This window comes from Labrys sp. KB_33_2 (assembly GCF_052114505.1).
Classification (GTDB): Bacteria; Pseudomonadota; Alphaproteobacteria; order Rhizobiales; family Labraceae; genus Labrys.
Map to the genome: position 1 here is coordinate 77,076 of NZ_JBFREW010000007.1, position 19,853 is coordinate 96,928.

15 protein-coding genes and 1 other annotated feature are annotated in these 19,853 nt (G+C 64.3%); all 15 genes read left to right on the top strand.

Going from position 1 to position 19,853, the window contains the following annotated elements; all coding sequences use genetic code 11:
- The first annotated feature begins 2 nt into the window (after positions 1 to 2).
- The 15 genes from AB4037_RS14335 to AB4037_RS14405 all read left to right on the top strand — a co-directional run bounded on the left by AB4037_RS14335 (position 3) and on the right by AB4037_RS14405 (position 19,845).
- Positions 3 to 1,097, top strand: coding sequence for a BMP family ABC transporter substrate-binding protein (locus tag AB4037_RS14335; protein WP_441771969.1), 1,095 nt, complete (start codon positions 3 to 5; stop codon positions 1,095 to 1,097).
- 130 nt (positions 1,098 to 1,227) lie between these two features.
- Entirely contained in the window at positions 1,228 to 2,766 is a 1,539-nt protein-coding gene (locus AB4037_RS14340; RefSeq protein ID WP_441771970.1) for an ABC transporter ATP-binding protein, read from the top strand.
- Complete coding sequence (locus AB4037_RS14345; protein ID WP_441771971.1) at positions 2,750 to 3,817, top strand: ABC transporter permease; 1,068 nt, start codon at positions 2,750 to 2,752, stop codon at positions 3,815 to 3,817. Before AB4037_RS14340 ends, AB4037_RS14345 begins: the two co-directional genes overlap by 17 nt.
- Positions 3,817 to 4,737: an ABC transporter permease gene (locus AB4037_RS14350; RefSeq protein WP_441771972.1), complete on the top strand. Its 921-nt coding sequence runs from the start codon at positions 3,817 to 3,819 to the stop codon at positions 4,735 to 4,737. The genes AB4037_RS14345 and AB4037_RS14350 overlap by 1 nt, the downstream gene beginning before the upstream one ends.
- A gap of 95 nt (positions 4,738 to 4,832) precedes the next feature.
- Entirely contained in the window at positions 4,833 to 6,128 is a 1,296-nt protein-coding gene (locus AB4037_RS14355) for an amidohydrolase family protein (protein ID WP_434957234.1), read from the top strand.
- Between the two features lie 161 nt (positions 6,129 to 6,289).
- Positions 6,290 to 7,324, top strand: a complete 1,035-nt coding sequence (locus AB4037_RS14360) for a BMP family protein (RefSeq protein ID WP_434957235.1) — start codon at positions 6,290 to 6,292, stop codon at positions 7,322 to 7,324.
- Positions 7,325 to 7,562: 238 nt separating this feature from the next.
- On the top strand, positions 7,563 to 9,074 hold the full coding sequence (locus AB4037_RS14365; protein WP_441771973.1) for an ABC transporter ATP-binding protein: 1,512 nt from the start codon (positions 7,563 to 7,565) through the stop codon (positions 9,072 to 9,074).
- A 13-nt stretch (positions 9,075 to 9,087) separates the two neighbouring features.
- Positions 9,088 to 10,143: an ABC transporter permease gene (locus AB4037_RS14370; RefSeq protein WP_441771974.1), complete on the top strand. Its 1,056-nt coding sequence runs from the start codon at positions 9,088 to 9,090 to the stop codon at positions 10,141 to 10,143.
- Positions 10,140 to 11,084 carry an ABC transporter permease gene (locus tag AB4037_RS14375; RefSeq protein ID WP_441771975.1) on the top strand — a complete coding sequence of 315 codons (945 nt, stop codon included), beginning with the start codon at positions 10,140 to 10,142 and terminating at the stop codon, positions 11,082 to 11,084. Before AB4037_RS14370 ends, AB4037_RS14375 begins: the two co-directional genes overlap by 4 nt.
- A gap of 74 nt (positions 11,085 to 11,158) precedes the next feature.
- Positions 11,159 to 11,440, top strand: coding sequence for a type II toxin-antitoxin system ParD family antitoxin (locus tag AB4037_RS14380; protein WP_441771976.1), 282 nt, complete (start codon positions 11,159 to 11,161; stop codon positions 11,438 to 11,440).
- Complete coding sequence (locus AB4037_RS14385) at positions 11,437 to 11,721, top strand: type II toxin-antitoxin system RelE/ParE family toxin (protein WP_441771977.1); 285 nt, start codon at positions 11,437 to 11,439, stop codon at positions 11,719 to 11,721. The genes AB4037_RS14380 and AB4037_RS14385 overlap by 4 nt, the downstream gene beginning before the upstream one ends.
- Before the next feature lie 512 nt (positions 11,722 to 12,233).
- Positions 12,234 to 12,289, top strand: a sequence feature (sul1 is cis-regulatory element that is thought to sense ions involved in sulfur or methionine metabolism; They are found in Alphaproteobacteria).
- 69 nt (positions 12,290 to 12,358) lie between these two features.
- Positions 12,359 to 13,843, top strand: a complete 1,485-nt coding sequence (locus AB4037_RS14390; protein WP_441771978.1) for a SulP family inorganic anion transporter — start codon at positions 12,359 to 12,361, stop codon at positions 13,841 to 13,843.
- A 236-nt stretch (positions 13,844 to 14,079) separates the two neighbouring features.
- Entirely contained in the window at positions 14,080 to 14,892 is an 813-nt protein-coding gene (locus tag AB4037_RS14395) for an ImuA family protein (protein ID WP_441771979.1), read from the top strand.
- Positions 14,807 to 16,525 carry a Y-family DNA polymerase gene (locus tag AB4037_RS14400; protein WP_441771980.1) on the top strand — a complete coding sequence of 573 codons (1,719 nt, stop codon included), beginning with the start codon at positions 14,807 to 14,809 and terminating at the stop codon, positions 16,523 to 16,525. Before AB4037_RS14395 ends, AB4037_RS14400 begins: the two co-directional genes overlap by 86 nt.
- The gene (locus AB4037_RS14405) at positions 16,522 to 19,845 is read left to right on the top strand and encodes an error-prone DNA polymerase (RefSeq protein WP_441771981.1); all 3,324 of its coding nucleotides are present in this window, start codon (positions 16,522 to 16,524) and stop codon (positions 19,843 to 19,845) included. Before AB4037_RS14400 ends, AB4037_RS14405 begins: the two co-directional genes overlap by 4 nt.
- The last annotated feature ends 8 nt before the right edge of the window (positions 19,846 to 19,853 follow it).

The following is a 19,853-nucleotide window of genomic DNA, read 5'->3' on the forward strand; positions in this document are numbered from 1 at the left end:
CCATGATCGACCTGACCAGGCGAAAATTCCTGCAATATTCCGGCATGGCCGGCGCTGCTTTGGGCACCGGGACCTTTGCAAGCCGCGCTTACGCCGAGGAGCAACTCAAGATCGGCGTCGTCTACGTTTCGCCCATCGCCGATATCGGCTGGACCAAACAGCACAGCCTCGGCGTCGAGGCGATCAAGAAGGAATTGGGCGACAAGGTCGCGATCACCGTCATCGACAACATCTTCATGCCGCAGGATGCCGAGCGCGTGTTCCGCGAGCTCGCCTCCTCGGGAAACAAGCTGATCTTCGGCACCAGCTTCTCGCACGGCACCCCGCTGCAAAAGGTGGCGCCGCGCTTCCCCAAGATCGCCTTCGAGCATTGCTCGGGCATCGTGCACCTGGCCAATCTCGGCACCTTCGAAGCCAAATATTACGAAGGCACCTATGTCGCCGGCGCCGCTGCCGGGCATATGACCAAATCCGGCAAGATCGGCTTCATCGGCGGCTTCCCGATCCCCGATATCGTCGGCCCGGCCAACGCCCTGCTGCTCGGCGCCCAGAGCGTGAAGCCCGAGATTGCCTGCAACGCCATCTTCCTCAATTCCTGGTTCGATCCCGGCAAGGAAAAGGAAGCGGCCAAGACCCTCTTGTCGCAAGGATGCGACGTCATCTGCTCGATGACCGATACCGCCACGGGCGTGCAGGTTGCCGGCGAGGGTGGCGCCTGGTCGATCGGTTACGCCAGCGACATGGCCAAGTTCGGCGCGGGCAAGCAGCTCACCTCCTTCACGCTGGACTGGTCGAGCGATTATGTGCGCGCCGCCAAGGGCGTGGCTGCCGGCACTTGGAAGCCCGAGGCCCGCTGGGATGGCCTGGCTGGCGGCGTGGTCAAGATGGCGCCCTATAACGAAGCCATCCCCAGCGACGTGGTCGCCAAGCTCAAGCAGCTCGAGGCCGATATCGGCGCTGGCAAGATCCACCCCTATGCAGGCGAGCTCAAGGACCAGGCCGGCACTATCAAGGTCGCGGCCGGTGCGGTGGCCGCCGACGCCGACATTCGCGGCATGAACTGGTTCGTCAAGGGCATGATCGGCAAGCTCGGCTGAGGCTCCGGCGGCAAGATCCCCACCGGAGGGCCCGCTCTCCACCGGAGGGCCCGCTCTCCACCGGAGGGCCCGCTCTCCGGTGATGCCTTGCCGTGCCCATCCATCACGTCCAGCCAATGCAGGATCGGCCATGACCCCGCGTCTCGAACTGCGCGATATCACCAAGAGCTATCCCGGCGTCGTTGCCAATGACCGCATCTCACTCTCGATCATGCCTGGGGAAATCCATGCGGTGCTCGGCGAGAACGGCGCCGGCAAATCGACGCTGATGAAGATCATCTACGGCGCTGCCCAAGCCGATACCGGCGAGATCCATTGCGACGGCAGGCTGATCGAGGCGCATGATCCGGCGAGCTCGCGCGCCCTCGGCATCGAGATGGTCTACCAGCATTTCGCCCTGTTCGAGTCCGTCACCGTCGTCGAGAACATCGCCCTCAGCGCCCCCGGCCCCTTTCGCCTGGATGCCCTGGCCGGGCAGATTATCAGCCTGTCGGAACGCTACGGCATGCCGATCGATCCCTGGCGCCGGGTGCACGACCTCTCCGTCGGTGAACGCCAGCGCGTCGAGATCGTGCGCTGCCTGCTGCGCACGCCCAAGCTGCTGATCCTGGACGAGCCCACCTCGGTGCTCACCCCGCAGGCCGTGGTGAAATTGTTCGAGACGCTGCGCCAGCTTGCCGCCGAAGGCTGCAGCATCCTCTATATCAGCCACAAGCTCGACGAGGTGCAGGCGCTCTGCGACTCCGCCACCGTGCTGCGCAGTGGCCGGGTGACCGGCACCGCCAAGCCCAAGCAGAGCACCTCGGTGGAGCTGGCGCGGCTGATGGTCGGCGCAGCCTTGCCCGAGATGAAGGTCACGCCCTCGACACTCAGCGCCGATCCGATCCTCAAGGTGCGCGGTCTGTCGGTGTTCGCCGACAAGGGCAGCGTCGCCTTGCACGATGTCGGCTTCGACGTGCATGGCGGCGAGATCGTCGGCCTTGCCGGCGTCTCGGGCAATGGGCAGGCCGAGCTGATCGCCGCCCTCAGCGGCGAGCGGCCCGTCGCAAGCCCTGAGGCCATCCATTTCGGCGACCAGCCCGTCGGCCGGCTCGATGCTGCCGCCAGGCGCCGGCTCGGCTTCGCCTTCGTGCCGGAGGAAAGGCTCGGCCGCGGTGCCGTGCCTCCTCACTCGCTCTGGGAGAACGCCGTGCTCACGGCCCATGGCAAGGGCTTGGTGCGCCATGGCCTGGTCGACCGCAGGCGGGCGGCCAGCTTCGCCGGCAGTATTATCGACAAATTCAAGGTCAAGGCGAACGGCCCGCGGGCGAGCGCACGCAGCCTGTCGGGCGGCAATCTGCAGAAATTCATCGTCGGGCGAGAGATTGCGCTTGCCCCGAAGCTGTTCCTGGTCTCCCAGCCGACCTGGGGTGTCGATGTCGGCGCGGCGGCCTTCATCCACCAGACGCTGATCGATCTCAGCCGCGCCGGTGCCGCCGTGCTGGTGATCTCCGAGGAACTCGACGAACTCTTCGAGATCTGCGACCGGCTGTTGGTGATCTGCCAGGGGCGGGTCTCCTCGCCTCTCATCCGGGACGAGACCAATCGGGAGGAGGTCGGCCTGCTCATGACCAGGATCGGTGGCCGGGGCCAGAATGGTGGGAGCGGTTCCGTTGCGCTTCAAGATTGAACAAAGACCCGAACCATCCGCCGCCATGCGCCTCGCCGCGCCCCTGGTCGCGATCATGCTGACTTTGCTGGTCGGCTCCATCCTGTTCGCGGCGCTGGGCCAGGATCCGCTCCAGACCCTGCAGGCCTTCTTCATCGCACCGCTGAATTCGCTGAACGGCGTGTCGGAGTGGCTGCTGAAAGCCTCACCTTTGATCCTGATCGCCTGCGGCCTGGCCGTCGGTTTCCGCGCCAATGTCTGGAACATCGGTGCCGAAGGCCAGCTGATCGTGGGGGCGATCGCAGCCTGCGGGGTCGGCCTGTTCTATCCCGATCCGGAAAGCCGGCTGCTGCTGCCGCTGATGATCCTGGCCGGGGCGCTGGCCGGCATGGCCTGGGCCGCAATCCCCGCCTTCCTGAGGGCACGGATGAACACCAACGAGATCCTGGTCACGTTGATGCTCACCTATATCGCCGGCCTGCTGCTGTCCTGGCTGGTGCATGGTCCCTGGCGCGATCCTGCCGGCTTCAACTATCCGCAGACGGCGCTGCTGCCCCCCGCCGCCATGTTTCCCGTCTTCGACGATGCCTATCGCCTCAACACCTCGATCATCCTCACCGTGATCGGCGTGATCGCGATGTGGCTGTTCACCGACCGCAGCTTTCTCGGTTACAAGATGTCGGTGAGCGGCGCGGCGCCCCTGGCCGCCCGCTATGCCGGCTTCCGCGAATCCGCTGCGGTGTGGACGGGCCTGCTCGCCGGAGGCGCGGCCGCGGGTATTTCAGGCATGGCCGAGCTTTCCGGGCCGCTCGGGCAATTGTCTCCGCAGATCTCGCCGGGCTACGGTTTCGCGGCGATCATCGTCGCCTTCATCGGCCGGCTCAACGCCTTCGGCATCGTCTTCGGTGGCCTGTTGATGTCGCTTCTCTTCCTCGGCGGCGAAAGCGTGCAGCTTACCCTGGGCCTGACCTCGTCCCTCACCCGCATCTTCCAAGGCATCCTGCTGTTCTTCCTGTTAGCTGCCGACTTCTTCATCTTCTACCGGTTCAGCCTCGTGCGGGAGCATGCCTGATGGATCTGTTCATCGCGATCTTCACCGGTACCATCATTGCCGCCACGCCATTGATCTATGCCGCGCTCGGCGAATTGGTGGTGGAGAAATCCGGCGTGCTCAATCTGGGCATCGAGGGCATGATGCTGATGGGCGCCGCCTTCGCCTTCTGGGCGGTGATATCGGGCCTGCCGATGCCCGTCGCAATCCTGATCGGCGCGCTGGCCGGTGCCGCAGCCTCGCTCCTGTTCGGGGTGCTCGCCCTCACCTTCCTCACCAATCAATATGCCGCCGGCCTGGCGCTAGCCATCTTCGGCTCCGGCGTCTCCGCCTTTGTCGGCCGCAATTTCGGCAGCGCCCCGATCGAGGCCCTGAAACCGCTCGACATCCCCGTGCTCTCTGCGCTCCCAGTGGTCGGGCCGATGTTCTTCCGCTTCGACGCTCTGGTCTATCTGGCTTTCGCGCTGTTCGCGGCGATCAGCTGGTTCCTTTATCGGACGAAGGCGGGCCTGGTCCTGCGCACCATGGGCGAGTCGCCGGAGACCTCGCATGCGATCGGCTATCCGGTCGTGCGCATCCGCTACATGGCCGTGCTGTTCGGCGGGTTGATGGCGGGCCTTGCCGGTGCCTATCTCTCGGTTGCCTATACCCCGCTCTGGGTCGAGAACATGACATCAGGCAAGGGCTGGATCTCCCTAGCCCTGGTGGTCTTCGCCACCTGGCGGCCGCTCCGCGTGCTGCTCGGCGCCTGGCTGTTCGGCGGCATGACCATCCTGCAATTGCAGGGCCAGGCGCTCGGCATAGCGGTTCCCTCCGAGCTGCTATCGGCCCTGCCCTATCTCGCCACCATCGTGGTGCTGGTGCTGATCTCGCGCAACCGCCAGATGCTGGCCCTGCATTTCCCGGCCTCGCTGGCCAAGCCGTTCAGGCCGGCAGGATGAGGGCAAGGCTACTTGCGCCATTGGCCGAATCCGTCAAACCGCCCATGATGGCAACCGCCCTTCCCTCCTGAACGAATTGCAACGGAACCGCCCCGATGTCGCTCGATCTCATCGTCACCAACGCCACCCTGCCCGACGGACGCACCGGCCAGGACATCGCGGTTTCGGCTGGACGCATCACCGCCATCGAGCCTGGAATCACCGGCGAGGCGGCCCAGCGTATCGATGCCGGCGGGCAGCTGGTGGCACCGCCTTTCGTCGACTGCCACTTCCACATGGACGCCACTTTGTCGCTGGGCCTGCCGCGGCTCAACCAGTCGGGCACGCTGCTGGAGGGTATCGCCCTGTGGGGCGAGCTCAAGCCCATGCTGACCCATGAGGCCGTGATCGAAAGGGCGCTGCGCTATTGCGATCTCGCTGTCAGCCAGGGCCTGCTGGCCGTGCGCAGCCATGTCGACATCTGCGACGACCGCCTGCTCGCGGTCGAGGCACTGCTCGAGGTCAAGGCCAGGGTCAAACCCTATCTCGACCTGCAGCTCGTCGCCTTCCCGCAGGACGGTTATTACCGCTCGCCCACCGCCGCCAGGAACCTCGAGCGGGCGCTCGACATGGGCGTCGACGTGGTCGGCGGCATTCCCCATTTCGAGCGTACGATGGAGGACGGCGCCGCCTCTGTGAAGGCGCTATGCGCCATCGCCGCCAAGCGCGGCCTGATGATCGATTTGCATTGCGACGAGAGCGACGATCCCCATTCGCGCCATATCGAGACGCTGGCGGCGGAGGCCCAGCGCCTCGGCCTGGGCCGGCGGGCCGCAGGCTCGCATCTCACCTCCATGCACTCGATGGATTCCTATTACGTCTCCAAGCTGCTGCCGCTGATCCTGGAGGCGGGCATCTTCGCGATCGCCAATCCGCTGATCAACATCACTTTGCAGGGCCGTCACGACAGCTATCCCAAGCGTCGCGGCCTGATGCGCATCCCTGAGATGCGGGCGCTCGGCATCCCCGTGGCGCTCGGCCAGGATTGCGTGATGGATCCCTGGTATGGGCTTGGCGGCGCCGACATGCTGGATGTCGCGCATATGGCGGTGCATGCCGTGCCGATGACCAGCCGCGAGGCGATACGCTGGGCCTTCGAGGCGGTGACGTCGGTGCCGGCAGCCGTGATGGGGCTGGAAGATTATGGCCTCGCCAAGGGCTGCCATGCCGATTTCGTCATCCTGCAGGCGGCCGACACCATCGAAGCGGTGCGCATGCGCCCGACCCGCCTCTTCGTCGTGCGTCGCGGCAAGGTGATTGCGCAGACCCCGGCCCGACGCAGCGCACTCGATCTGCCGGACCGTCCCGCCAGCCTCGATCCGGCGAGCTACGCACCGAAGGCGGCGGAGTGAACCCGGTGTGCCGGTCTTCAAACCGGATTTGACCATCTGGACAGACGTCACGCCAAAGGGCACATTGCTCTGGCAAGAGCCGCCAAGTGCTTGGCAAACCAGACGTTCCATCCCGTATTTCGAACCGCTACAAACTTCATCCGACAAGAGAGGGGAATGACATGTCGCGCAAAGATCGCAATCCGCTTCACGGGGAATCAGGCCTGTCGCGCCGCCATTTCATCGGGCTCGGCGCCGCCGGCCTGGTCGCGGCGGGCCTGCCGCTGCCGGCTTTCGCCGCCTCCGACAAGAAGCTCAAGGTTGCGGCTATCTTCGCTACCCCGATCGAGGAACCCTGGGACAAGCAGATCCATCTCGCCCTCACCAAGGCGGCCAAGGAACTCGACATCGACTACAAGTTCTCCGAGAAGGTCCAGGCAGCCGATTTCGGCCGCGTCATGCGCGAATACGCGCAGGGCGGCTATGAGCTGGTGATGGGCGATGCCTTCGCCGCCGAGCGCGAGTCCCGCCGCACCGCCAAGCAATTCCCCAAGACCGCCTTCCTGTTCGGTTCCGGCGCCGGTCCGGCCGAGCCCAATTTCGGTGTCTTCGACAACTGGATCCATGAACCGGCCTATCTGTCGGGCCTGATCGCCGGCAAGATGAGCAAGTCCAATACCGTCGGCGCCGTGGCCGCCATGGGCATTCCCGAGGTCAACCGCCTGGTGAACGCCTTCTTCGCCGGCGCCAAGGAAGCCAATCCGCAGGTGAAGAAGAAAGTCACCTTCATCGGCTCCTTCTTCGATCCCCCCAAGGCCAAGGAAGCCGCCATTGCCCAGATCGACGGCGGTGTCGACGTCATCTATGCTGAGCGCTTCGGCGTGATCGACGCGGCCAAGGAAAAGAAGATCTATGCGATCTCCAACATGTCCGATCAATCAGACCAGGGACCGGACACCGTGATTACCGGCCCGGTCTGGGACATGTATCCCACCGTGCAGCAGGCCATCAAAATGGTGCGGGCCGGCGTGTTCACCGCCCAAGACTATGGCGACTTCTCGCGCATGGCCAAGGGCGGCTCCTCGCTCGCGCCCTATCACAAATTCGACAAGCTGCTGCCGGCCGAGGTGAAGGATCTGGTGGAGAAGAAGAAGGCGGAGATCCTCGCCGGCACATTCCGCGTCGACGTCGACGAGAACACCCCGGTCTCGGACTGAGCTACCTTTACCCTCCCCTGGATGTCCGCAACTCTCTTGAGTTGCGCAGGGAGGATCGACGCGCAGCGTCGGGGTGGGGTGGCCGGCGCCCCCTCAACGACAGTGTCGACATTGATGGTTTGGAAGAAAATCACTGCCAGCCATCACCCCACCCCGGACTTCGTCCGACCCTCCCTGCGCAACTCAAGAGAGTTGCGGACATCCAGGGGAGGGTAGAAACCAGGTGCGCCTTCCACCCATGCCCCCTTCCCCTCCCCTCGTCGAGATGCGCGGCATCTCCAAGCGCTTCGGCACCGTCCAGGCCAATGCGGACGTCGATCTCCTGGTGCGCCCGGGCGAGATCGTCGGCCTGCTCGGCGAAAACGGAGCGGGCAAGACCACGCTGATGAACATCCTGTTCGGCGCCTATGCGGCGGACGAAGGCGAGATCCTGATCGATGGCCAGGCACGACGCATCCAGAATTCCGCCGATGCGCTCAGCGCCGGCATCGGCATGGTGCATCAGCACTTTCATCTGGCTCCCCGCCTCAGTGTGCTCGAAAACCTGCTGGTCGGTCTGCCAGGGCGGGGTGGACGGCTCGATCGGACAGGCGCCCTGGTCCGCCTCGGCGAGATTGCCGCCAAGTTCAATCTCCGCCTCGATCCAGACAGGCCGGTCTCCTCGCTTGCCGTCGGCGAGCAGCAGCGCCTGGAGGTGATCAAGGCCCTGTTTCGCGGCGCGAGACTCCTTATCCTTGACGAACCCACTGCCGTCCTCGCGCCCGAAGAGGCGGAAGGATTGTTCAAGGCGCTAAGGGCGATGACGGGCGAGGGCCTCGGCATCATCTTCATCTCGCACAAGCTCACCGAGGTACGCGCCATCACCGATCGCTGCGTGGTGCTGCGCCATGGCCGCGTCGTCGGCTCGATCGACGAACCCGCCAAGACCTCCTCTTCCGAGATGGCGCGGCTGATGTGCGGCCAGGAGATCGTGCCGCCGCAGCGCCCCATCTCCGAGCCTGGCGCCGTGGTCCTGTCCTTGGAAAACATCTCGACCGACCGGCATGGCGGCATGCGGCTTGCCAGCGTTTCCCTTTCCGTGCGCGAGGGTGAGATCCTCGGCATCGCGGGCGTGACCGGCAATGGCCAGCGGGCCCTGGCGGATGTGGTCGCCGGCATGCTCGCTCCCTCGGCTGGGACGCTGAAGATCGCGGGCGCCGAAGTCGTGCCCTATGGCCCGCGCCGCGTACAGGAGATGGGGCTCGGCCGCATCCCCGAGGATCGCATGACCCAGGGCATGGTCACGGCCCTGCCCCTGGCCGATTCGATGGTGTTGCCCCGCATCGGCACTTCCGCCTTCTCGGCGCGCGGCCTCCTCAAGCCCGGCGCCATTCAGGCCTTCGCCGAGGAACAGATCCGGGCCTTCGACATACGCTGCCCCGGGCCCATGGCGAGAGCCGGTTCGCTGTCCGGCGGCAACATGCAGAAGGCCCTGCTGGCGCGCGAACTCGCCTTCGATCCCAAGGCGTTGATTGTCGCCCAGCCAACCCGCGGCCTCGACGTCGGCGCCGCTCGCTTCGTGCATGAGCGGTTTCTCGACCTGCGCGCCCGCCGCCGCGGCCTGATCGTGATCAGCGAGGACCTGGAGGAATTGCTTACCCTCTCCGACCGCATCGCCGTGCTCTATGAGGGGCGCGTGGCCGGTATCCTGCCGGCCGGCGAAGCGACGATCGAAAAACTCGGCCTGTTGATGACAGGAGCCAAGAACTGATGTTGAGGCACTGATGTTGAGGCTGGAACCCCGCCAATCCACCCCTGTCTGGTTCAATATCGCCCTGCCCATCCTGGCGGTGCTGGTCACGCTCGTCCTCTGCAGCGGCCTGATCGTCCTGGCCGGCGCCAATGTCTTCGAGGCCTATGGCCTGATGCTGAAAGGCGCCTTCGGTGATTTCTACGCCCTCACCGAAACGCTGGTGAAGGCCGCGCCGATGATCTTCACCGGCCTCGCCGTCGCCGTCGCCTTCCGCGCCAAGTTCTGGAACATCGGCGCCGAGGGCCAGTTGATGGCCGGAGCGGTGGCGAGCTGCTTCGTCGGCAGCTTTGCGATGCCAAGCGCCCTTGCCTACATCGCCATGGCGCTGGCGGGTGCGGCAGCCGGAGGCATCGCTGCGCTGGTGCCGGCTTTGCTCAGGGTGAAGCTCAAGGTCGACGACGTTGTCTCCTCGCTTCTCCTCAATTCGGTAATCCTGCTTGGCGTGCTCGCCCTGATCGAAGGCCCCTGGAAGGATTCGCTCAGCGGCTATCCGATCTCGCCGCCGATCGAGGACAGCGCCAATTTCCCGATCTTCTTCGAGGGCACGCGGCTGCATCTGGGCGTGCTGGCTGCCCTCGTCGCGGCGCCGGCCATCTGGTTCCTGATCACGCGTACCACACTGGGCTTTGCCATCCGCGTCACCGGCGAGAATGCCGAGGCGGCCGCCTATGGCGGCATCAAGGTCAATGCCATCCTGGTCGCCACCGCTTTGCTTTCCGGCGGGCTGGCGGGCCTGGCCGGTGTCGGCGAGGTCGGCGGCGTGCATTTCCAGGTAATGGGAGACCTGTCGCCGGGCTATGGCTATAGCGGCATCGTCATCGCCATGCTGGCCCGCCTCAATCCGCTCGGCGTGGTGCCGGCGGCCCTGTTCTTCGCGGCGGCGATGACCGGCGCCGAGGCGATGTCGCGCGCCACCGGCGTGCCGGTCTTCCTGGCCGACGTCATCCAGGGCACCTCCCTCCTGACCATGCTGGTCGCACTCCTGTTCACCTCCTATCGCCTGCGACGCTCGGGGGTTACGGCATGAACCTGATCCTCGAACAGATCTTCCAGGTCGGCTTCTTCGCGGCGACCTTGCGCATCGCCACCCCCCTGATCTTCGCCACGCTCGGCGAACTGATCTCCGAGCGCGCGGGCGTGCTCAATCTCGGTATCGAAGGCATCATGCTGCTCTCGGCCATGACCGGCTTTACCGCCGCCTATTTTACCGGCAGCCCCTGGCTCGGCGTCCTCGCCGCCATCGCAACCGGCGCCCTGCTCGGTGCGCTGCACGCCGTACTGACGGTGGCGCTCGGCCTCAGCCAGCATGTCTCGGGCATCGGCATCACCTTGTTCGCCTCGGGCCTTGCCTATTTCTTCTATCGCCTGGTGTTCGGCCAGCAGGCCTCGCCGCCGACCATCGCGGCCTTCCAGCCGGTGCCGATCCCCGGCCTTGCCGAGATTCCGATCCTTGGGCCGATCCTGTTCCAGCAATACGCCCTGGTCTATCTGGCGCTGATCGGCGTCGCCCTCACCGCTTTTTTGATCTATCGCACGCCCTGGGGCCTCGGCCTGCGCATGGTGGGGGAAAACCCGCGCGCCGCCGATTCCGCCGGCATCAGCGTGATCGCCCGCCGCTTCGAAGCCGTCATCCTCGGCGGTGCCCTGATGGGCCTCGGCGGCGCCTTCCTCACCATGGCCCAGTTCAACGCCTTCACCTTCGGCGTGATCTCGGGACGCGGCTGGATCTGCATCGCCCTGGTGGTGTTCGGTCGCTGGGATCCCCTGCGCGCCACTGGCGCCGCCTTGCTGTTTGCCTGCGTCGACGCGCTGCAACTGCGTCTGCAGGCGGTGGGCCTGGGGCATATTCCCTACCAGCTCTTCCTGATGCTGCCCTTCCTGCTCACCATCGTCGCCATGGCGATGATGTCGCGCAACGCCATGGCGCCGGCCGCTTTGCTCAAGCCCTTCCGCAAGGAGGAGCGCTGAGAACAGCAAGGATTTATCGGAAGGCTTGCGAGCGGTATTAAACTTTCCTACTTTGCAAGGAAGGAGATGCCACGATGGCCAATGTCGAAAAAGTGAGTGTTTCTCTGACGCCTGAATATGCTGCCATGATGCGCCAGGTTGTCGAGGCAGGCGAGTATGCCTCCACCAGCGAGGTCGTGCGTGAAGCGTTGCGCGATTGGAAGTTTCGTCGAACTCAGCGCGAACAAGCCATCGAGGAGCTGCGCCGTATTTGGGATGTCGGCATTGCAAGCGGCCCAGCAACGGACGGCGACCAGGCCTTTGCCCGTATGCGAGATCGCATCGGCGCGAAATTCAAAGACCGTGATCCAACATGATATTCCGCTTACGGCCCGAGGCCGAAGCGGACATTGAAAACATCACGCTCTATATCGCAGAGGACAACCCCTCTGCTGGCAAACGATGGTTCGAGGACATTTATCGCTGCTGCCGAAACCTTGGCGACATGCCGGGAATGGGCGTAGCTCGACCGGATGTGCGACCAGGCCTGCGCATGTTCCCGTTGGGGAAATACCTTATCTTGTATCGTGAGATCGAAGGCGGCGCTGAAATCGTGCGCGTCATCCACGGAGCACGGCAATGGCAGGAATTGCTATGAGAATGATGTCTCAGGGGACTTCGCAAAATTTGGACGCAAAACGGCCGCTTTAGTCGAGGCTTCGTGAATGGGTACATCATTCGATCGGTTAATCATGAAAGCTTCATTGGTCACCGCACTTTGTGGTGTCTTGCTCTCAGGATGCATGTGCAAAGAGGGATATTACGTCAAAGGTAGCAGGTTTGTTTACCCTGACAAAAACCAAGCTCTACCTGTCGACTTCCAACAGGCTCAACAGCTCTGCCGTGCCCGAGCGCTTCAAGCCATCACTTCGTCTCCTGTCTCCAGCTATAGCCCAAAACAGCATGAGGCACTGGCTTATTCCAGATGCATGGATGAGCAAGGCTGGCAAGCAAGAGGCGGCTACTGTTGATGCAGGCTTTCGGTTGCTTGCACGGCCTCATTGGCAATGTTCGATGCCACTCATTTTGGCTCTAGCGTTACAATGTGTGGCCAGCGCCGCCTTTCGCCTTGCCTCGTCCCGCTCCTTGCCGCTAGAAGGAGGCCATTCAGAAGGACCCGGTGAAATTCCGGGTGGCTCTTCCGGCCGCCGATCCGCCGGATAACGCAAATGGCGCGACAGCATCATCCAACCCGTTTCACCGGGTATGGCCGCATGTCCCTTGCGAATTTTCTCATGAACAAATTGTCTGCCTATTCCCGGGAATGGTTTTCCAATCCACGCGGCGACGTGCTTTCCGGCATCGTCGTCGCCCTCGCCCTGATCCCCGAAGCCATCGGCTTTTCGGTGATCGCGGGCGTCGACCCCAAGGTCGGCCTTTATGCCTCCGTGGTGATCGCCTGCGTGATCGCCTTCACCGGCGGTCGCCCCGCCATGATCTCGGCGGCAACGGCCTCCACGGCCGTGCTGATGACGGGCCTGGTGCGCGACCACGGCGTGCAATATCTGTTTGCGGCGACCATCCTGATGGGCGTCTTCCAGATCATCGCCGGCTTTCTCAAGCTCGGCCGGCTGATGCGCTTCGTCTCCCAGTCGGTGATGACGGGCTTCGTCAACGCCCTGGCGATCCTGATCTTCCTGGCCCAACTGCCCGAGCTCGTAAATGTGCCGGTGGCGACCTACGGCCTGATCGCCCTCGGCCTCGCCATCATCTATCTGTTTCCCTATGTCACCAGGGCCATTCCCGCACCCCTGGTCGCGATCGCCGTGCTCACCGCCATCGCCTGGGGTCTCGGACTGGACGTGCGCACGGTGGCCCATCTGGGCGAGCTTCCCTCCACGCTGCCGAGCTTCGGCTTGCCTGAGGTGCCGCTGACGCTGGAGACGCTCAGGATCCTGACGCCGGTGGCGCTCACTCTGGCGGCCGTGGGCCTGCTTGAATCCCTGCTCACCGCGCAGATCGTCGACGACATGACGGATACGCCGAGCAACAAGAACCGCGAATGCGCCGGCCAGGGCATCGCCAACATGGCCTCAGCCGTGTTCGGCGGCATGGGCGGCTGCGCCATGATCGGCCAATCGGTGATCAACGTCTCCTCCGGCGCCCGCGGCCGTCTGTCCTCGCTGGTCGCCGGCGGCTTCCTCCTGGTCCTGCTGGTGGCGCTGCAGGACCTGCTCGCCATCGTGCCGGTCGCCGCCTTGACGGCGGTGATGATCATGGTCTCGGTCAACACCTTCTCCTGGCGCTCGCTCCTGCAATTGCGCAGCAATCCCGTGCCCTCCTCCGTGGTGATGCTGGCAACCGTCGGCACCGTGGTGGCGACGGCCGACCTCGCCAAGGGCGTGCTGGTGGGCGTGCTCCTGTCGGGCGTGTTCTTCGCCGGCAAGGTCTCGCGCCTCAGCCGCGTGCGTTCGAGCCTCTCGGCCGACGGCAAGGAGCGCGTCTATCGGGTCGAAGGGCAGATCTTCTTCGCATCGGCGGGTACCTTCAGCGATGCCGTCGACGTGCAGGAGCCCATCGAGCGCATCGTCATCGACGTCGGCGCGGCGCATTTCTGGGACATCTCGGCGGTCGGCGCGCTCGACCGCATCGTCCTCAAAGCGCGCCGCCAGGGGCGCGAGGTCGAGGTCGTCGGCCTCAACGAGGCCAGCGCCACCCTGGTGGAACGCTTCGCCGTGCACGACAAGGAAGGCCAGGCTGGTTCCCTGCCGTCACATTGAGGCGCGTTTCGCACGACCTTTGAAATCGGGGACTCTGCCATCCCGTCATGGAAGAGTCCCTTTACCATGCCGCGCTCTTTTGCGGCCGGATGGAGCGTGATCGAAGACTCCGCTTGAAATGTTCTTGTTTTGTTCTAATCTGAACGAAACGGATCATAGCCATGACGATACGCGTTGCCCCTCCTCCTGTTCCAAAACATTTTCCAGAAAAGTTGGCAGGCTTTTCGGTTAAGAAAATGCGTCAAAACAATGAGGTAGAGAAAAATCGGGATCCAGCGGAATCGCAATTTTCTCTCGCCGGCCAACGGGCCGAGAAGCTGGCGGAATTACGCGCTCTGCTGCCCCGGCTCGACCACGTGCATGCCGATGCCGGTGTGCTGCCTTTCGGCATCGGGGCGATCGACGCGCGCCTGCCGGGCGGCGGCCTCGCCTTGGACGGCCTGCATGAAATCGCGCCGCAAACCATTTTCGACAATGGCAGCGCGCTGGGTTTCCTCGCCTCCCGCCTGTGCCTGCGACAGGCCAAGGGGACGATCTGGCTGGTGACCTCGCCGCGCGGCATGGCCGGCCTGGGACGGTTTTACGGCCATGGCTTCAACGCCCTCGGCCTCGATCCCACCGGATTGGTCGTGGTCACGGCCGGCGACGAGACCGAGGCTGCCTGGGCCATGGAGGAGATCCTGCGCTCCGGCGCCGCTGCGGCGGTGGCAGCCGTGACGGGTGGCGGCATGGACGCTACCACCAGCCGCCGCCTCCAGCTCGCGGCCGCCTCCGCCCCCTGTCCCCTCTTCCTTCTGCGCCCGTCTTTGGCCACGCCTTCCCTGGCTGCGATCACCCGCTGGCGCATCGGCGCGGCCGCAGGTCCGCGCGATCGTTTCGGCCTTCTCACCGCCTGGCGCTGGCACGTTCGGCTCGAACGCAGCCGCAACGGGCAAAGCGGATCCTGGTTCATGGAGTATGACCATGCCTCGCATCGTCTCGATCTATCTGCCACGCTGGCCGATCCAGCGCTTTCTCGTCGCCCAGAGCAACACGCCAAGGTCGCCTGATACGATCAACGGCCATTACCCCTTCGTCCTGACGGTCGACGCCGCCGGCGGCCCTCGCATTGCTGCCGCCAGCAAGCCGGCCGAGAGCGAAGGCCTCGCGGCAGGCGGGCTGGTTGCCGATGCGAGAGCCAAGGTGCCGGGCCTGCAGACGCGGCCGGCCATGCCCGAGGCCGACGCCAAGGCCCTGCACCGGCTCGGCCTGTGGGCGATGCGCTATACGCCCTCCGTGGCCCTTTACCGCGAGGCCGACGGCGCCGACGGCCTGTTCCTCGACATCACCGGCGCCAGCCATCTGGCCGGCGGCGAGCAGGCCCTTCTCGCCGACATCGTCAAGCGCCTGCGCCATCTTCGCCTCGGTGCGCGCGTGGCGCTGGCCGACACACCCGGCGCGGCCTGGGCTCTCTCCCGCTTCGATGCCCAGAATGGTTGCATTCTGGCCGAGGGCAGCGATCCCGCCCCGGCTCTGGCCGATCTGTCCCTGGCTGCCCTGCGCCTCGGCGATGATCTCATCCAGACCCTGCACCGTCTCGGCTTCATCCGCATCGGGGATCTCATCGGCAAGCCGCGAGCCCCCTTCGCCGCGCGCTTCGATGCGATCCTGCTCAAGCGCTTCGACCAGGCCATGGGGCGGCGCGAGGAAGCCCTTGCTCTGATCGAACCGCCGCCGCTCTACCATCGTAGTCGCCAGCTCCTCGAGCCGGTGGTGAGCCAGGCAGCCGTGGTGCATGTCGCCACCCGCCTGATGCAGGACCTGGTTCCCGCCCTCGTCGCCGGCGGGGTGGCAGTGCGCGCTTTGCAGCTCCGCCTGTTCCGGGTCGATGGCGAGGTGCGTACCATCCATATCGGCCTTGCCGCCGCCACACGCGATCCGGCCCATATTGCCAGGCTGGTGGAGCTCGACCTGGAAAGGCTGGGCGAGACCATCGATGCCGGCTTTGGCTTCGAGACCATCAGCCTCACCGCGACCGTCACCGAGAAATTCGGCCAGCGCCAGGCTCGTCTGTCCCTGCGGGAAGGACGCCGGGATGCGCCGCCGGCCGATGCCGGCGAACGCCGGGCCGAATTGATCGACGCTCTCCGCCAGCGCCTCGGCCCCGGCAGCGTGCGCCGACTCCATCCCGTCGCCCGGCACGATCCGGCCTTCGCCGAGGAGGCGCGCGATGCCGCCGATCCTGCACCGGCCTGGCCGGCGGCCGATGGCTTTCGTCAGCGACCACCCTTGTTTCTGGACCAGCCCGAGCCCCTGCAGATCCTCGCCACCCGTCCAGACGGCCTGCCCGATCATGTCCGCTGGCGCGGTTCGTCCCATCACATCACTGCGCTGCAGGGACCGGAACGCATCGCCGGTCCCTGGTGGGAAGCGGCTCCCCCGGCCCTGCCCGACAAGCCGGGCAAGGAGGAATATGGCTGGGGCAAGATGGGCGAGGAAGCTCCTGCCCTCCCCAACGGTGAGAGCCCAAGGAGCCAGAAGCGCAACCGTTTCGAGGACGGAGAAGCCACGCGCGAGCGCGCCGTCCTGCTGCCAGCGCCGACCTACCAGGACTATTACGTCGCCGAGACGCAGACCGGCCAACGCTTCTGGCTCTGCCATGACGGCCGGCAGAGCTGGTCCCTGCGAGGTCTGCTCGCATGAGATGTGAGAGAGAGGCCGACAGCGGCTATGTCGCCCTTCCCGGCAGGGTGAAAGACCAGACGTTTCCTGTGGATTTGCCGACACCAGCCCCATCCGCCTATGCCGAGCTCGCCGTCACCACCAATTTCTCCTTCCTGCGCGGCGCCTCCTTCCCGCAGGACATGGTGAGGCAGGCCCAGAAGCTCGGCCTGGCCGGCATCGGCATCGCCGACCGTAACTCCTTCGCCGGCGTGGTCAGGGCCCTGCGCGAGGCCAAAAAACATCCGTCCCTGCGCTATTTGCCCGGCGTGCGTCTCGTCACCATGGATGGCTTCGAGGCCATCACCTATCCCACCGACCGCGAGGCCTATGGTCGGCTCTGCCGCCTGCTCAGCGACAACAACAAACGCATGGTGCGCGCGAAAGGCGAGTGCCAGTTCGGCTTCGAAGCCATTCTCGACGCCTGCGAGGGGCAGAAACTGATCGTTCTGCCGCCCTATACGCTCGATCCCCTCTTCGTCGAACGGGTAACCAGGCTGGCCAAGGCGGCACCAGGCTCTGTCTATCTGGCCGGCAGCCATCGCCTCAAGGGAGACGAGCCTCGCCGCCTCGGCCTGCTCGCCGAGTTGGGCGAGAGGATCGGCGCCCCGATGGTCGCCATCAACGACGTGCTCTACCACGTCCCGGCCCAAAGGCCGCTTGCGGACATCCTCACCTGCATCCGCGAGAAATGCACTCTGGCCGAAGCCGGCTTGCGGCTCGAGGTCAACGAGGAACGCCATATCAAGTCGCCCACCGAGATGGCCGCACTCTTCGCCGATCATCCCGACGCACTGGCGCGCACGATCGAAATCGTCGAAGCGTGTCAGTTCGATCTTTACGGGCTCAAATATGAATATCCGGACGAACCCATTCCACCGGGTAAGACCGCGCAACAGCACCTGGAAGACCTGGCCTGGGCTGGCGCTCGGCGACGTTTCCCCAATGGTATTCCCGACAGAGTCTCTACCCCGATGCACAAAGAGCTTGCTCTGATCGACAAGCTCGAATTCGCGCCCTATTTTCTGACCGTGCATGACATCGTCGATCATGCCCGCAATGCCCTCAATATTCTTTGTCAGGGGCGCGGCTCGGCCGCGAACAGCGCCGTGTGCTATTGCCTCGGCATCACCGAAGTGAATCCTGACGAAACAGAACTACTGTTCTCCCGTTTCATCTCTGAAAAGCGAGGCGAGCCGCCGGACATCGATGTCGATTTCGAGCATGAGCGGCGTGAGGAAGTCATCCAGCATATTTATAAGCGCTATGGGCCCCATCGCGCAGCAATCTGCTCTACCGTAATCCATTACCGCTCCAGGCGCGCGGTCGGTGAAGTCGGCAAGGTGTTGGGCCTGACACCCGATGTGACGGCAGCCCTGTCGAAGACGGTCTGGGGCATGGGCATGCAGACCTGGACGCCCAGCCGCGTGCGCCAGGCGGGCCTGGATCCCGACAATCCGGTGATCCGCCAGGCGCTCCATTTCACCGCCGCCCTCACCGGCTTTCCCCGCCATCTGTCGCAGCATGTCGGCGGCTTCGTACTTACGCGCATGAGGCTCGACGACACCGTGCCTATTTGCCACGCGACAATGAAAGACCGCACTTTTATCGAATGGGACAAGGACGACATCGACGAACTGCATATGATGAAAGTCGATGTATTGGCGCTCGGTATGCTCAGCTGTATTCGCCGCGGCCTCGATTTGCTTAAGCAGCACTATGGCAGAGAACTTGGCGAAATCGCCAAGTTGCCACGCAACGATGAAGACACCTACAAGATGCTGTGTAAGGCCGACACTGTCGGTGTCTTTCAGGTCGAAAGCCGAGCGCAGATGTCAATGCTGCCCCGTTTAAAGCCTGAGGAATTTTACGATCTCGTCATTGAAGTCGCAATCGTCCGGCCCGGTCCAATCCAAGGTGGCATGGTCCATCCTTATCTACGCCGGCGCGATAGAAAAGAAGAGGTAAGTTTCCCTTCCCCTTCACCTGAACACGGCCCCGCGAATGAATTGGAGAAAATTCTTTTTCGCACCAAAGGAGTTCCTCTGTTTCAAGAACAAGCCATGGAGATTGCCATCCGCGCAGCTGGTTTTACCCAGGAGGAGACGGATGGTCTGCGCCGTGCCATGGCGACTTTCCGTCATACCGGTACCATCGGCAATTACGAAGAGAAGTTCATCAATGGCATGACCCGGCGTGGTTACGAAAAAGACTTCGCTATACGCTGCTTCGAGCAAATCAAGGGTTTCGGAGATTACGGCTTTCCCGAAAGCCATGCGGCCAGCTTTGCCGTGCTGGTCTATGTCTCGGCCTATATCAAATGCCACTATCCCGACGTCTTCTGCGCGGCCATCCTCAACAGCCAGCCCATGGGCTTCTATCAGCCGGCGCAGCTGGTGCGGGATGCCGAAAATCATGACGTCGAAATCCGGCCCGTCGACGTCAACTCCAGCGAATGGGACTGCACGCTGGAACCGGCCAGCGATCCCATCAAACATCGCTTTGCCGTACGCCTCGGCATGCGGCTGGTCTCCGGACTGAACGAGAAGGAGATCACCGCAATGGTCGGCCGGCGCGGCAACGGTTTTTCCAGCCTGGAGCGCTTCGGCACGGCAAGCGGCCTGCCACTGGCGGCAATGCAGAAACTGGCCGAGGCCGATGCCTTCCGCTCGCTCGGCCTGGACAGGCGCGAGGCCCTGTGGGCCGTGCGCCGCTTCGAGACCATCGGCATCGGCGTCACCAAGACGAGCCGGGACATGCCATTGCTGGCCGCCGATTTCGACGATGCCCTGTTTCCCGAACCTGCCGTCGCCCTGCCCGTAATGTCGCAAAGCGAGCATGTGCTGGAGGACTATCAGTCGACGGGCCTGTCGCTCAAGGCCCATCCCTGCTCCTTCCTGCGCCCGCAATTGCAGCATCTCGGCGCCATCACCAACGAGGCGCATCGCGACGTCAAGCTCAAGCAGGACAGCCTCGTCACCGTCGCCGGCCTGGTGGTGACGCGCCAGCGCCCCGGCACGGCCAGCGGCGTCGTCTTCATGACCATCGAGGACGAGACCGGCATCGCCAACATCATCGTGTGGTCGCGAACCTTCGAGAGGAACCGCCGCGCGGTGATGAATGCCCGCTTCGTCGCCATACGCGGCCGGCTCCAGCGTGCCAGCGATGTCGTGCATGTCATCGCCGAGGAGGTACTCGACCTCTCCGCCGAACTCGCCCGCTTGCGCGATATGACGGATGGCGCTTCACCGCCGCCGGCCCAGCTCGAACTGAGCCTGTTCAAGAGCCGGGATTTCCACTGAGGATTTGG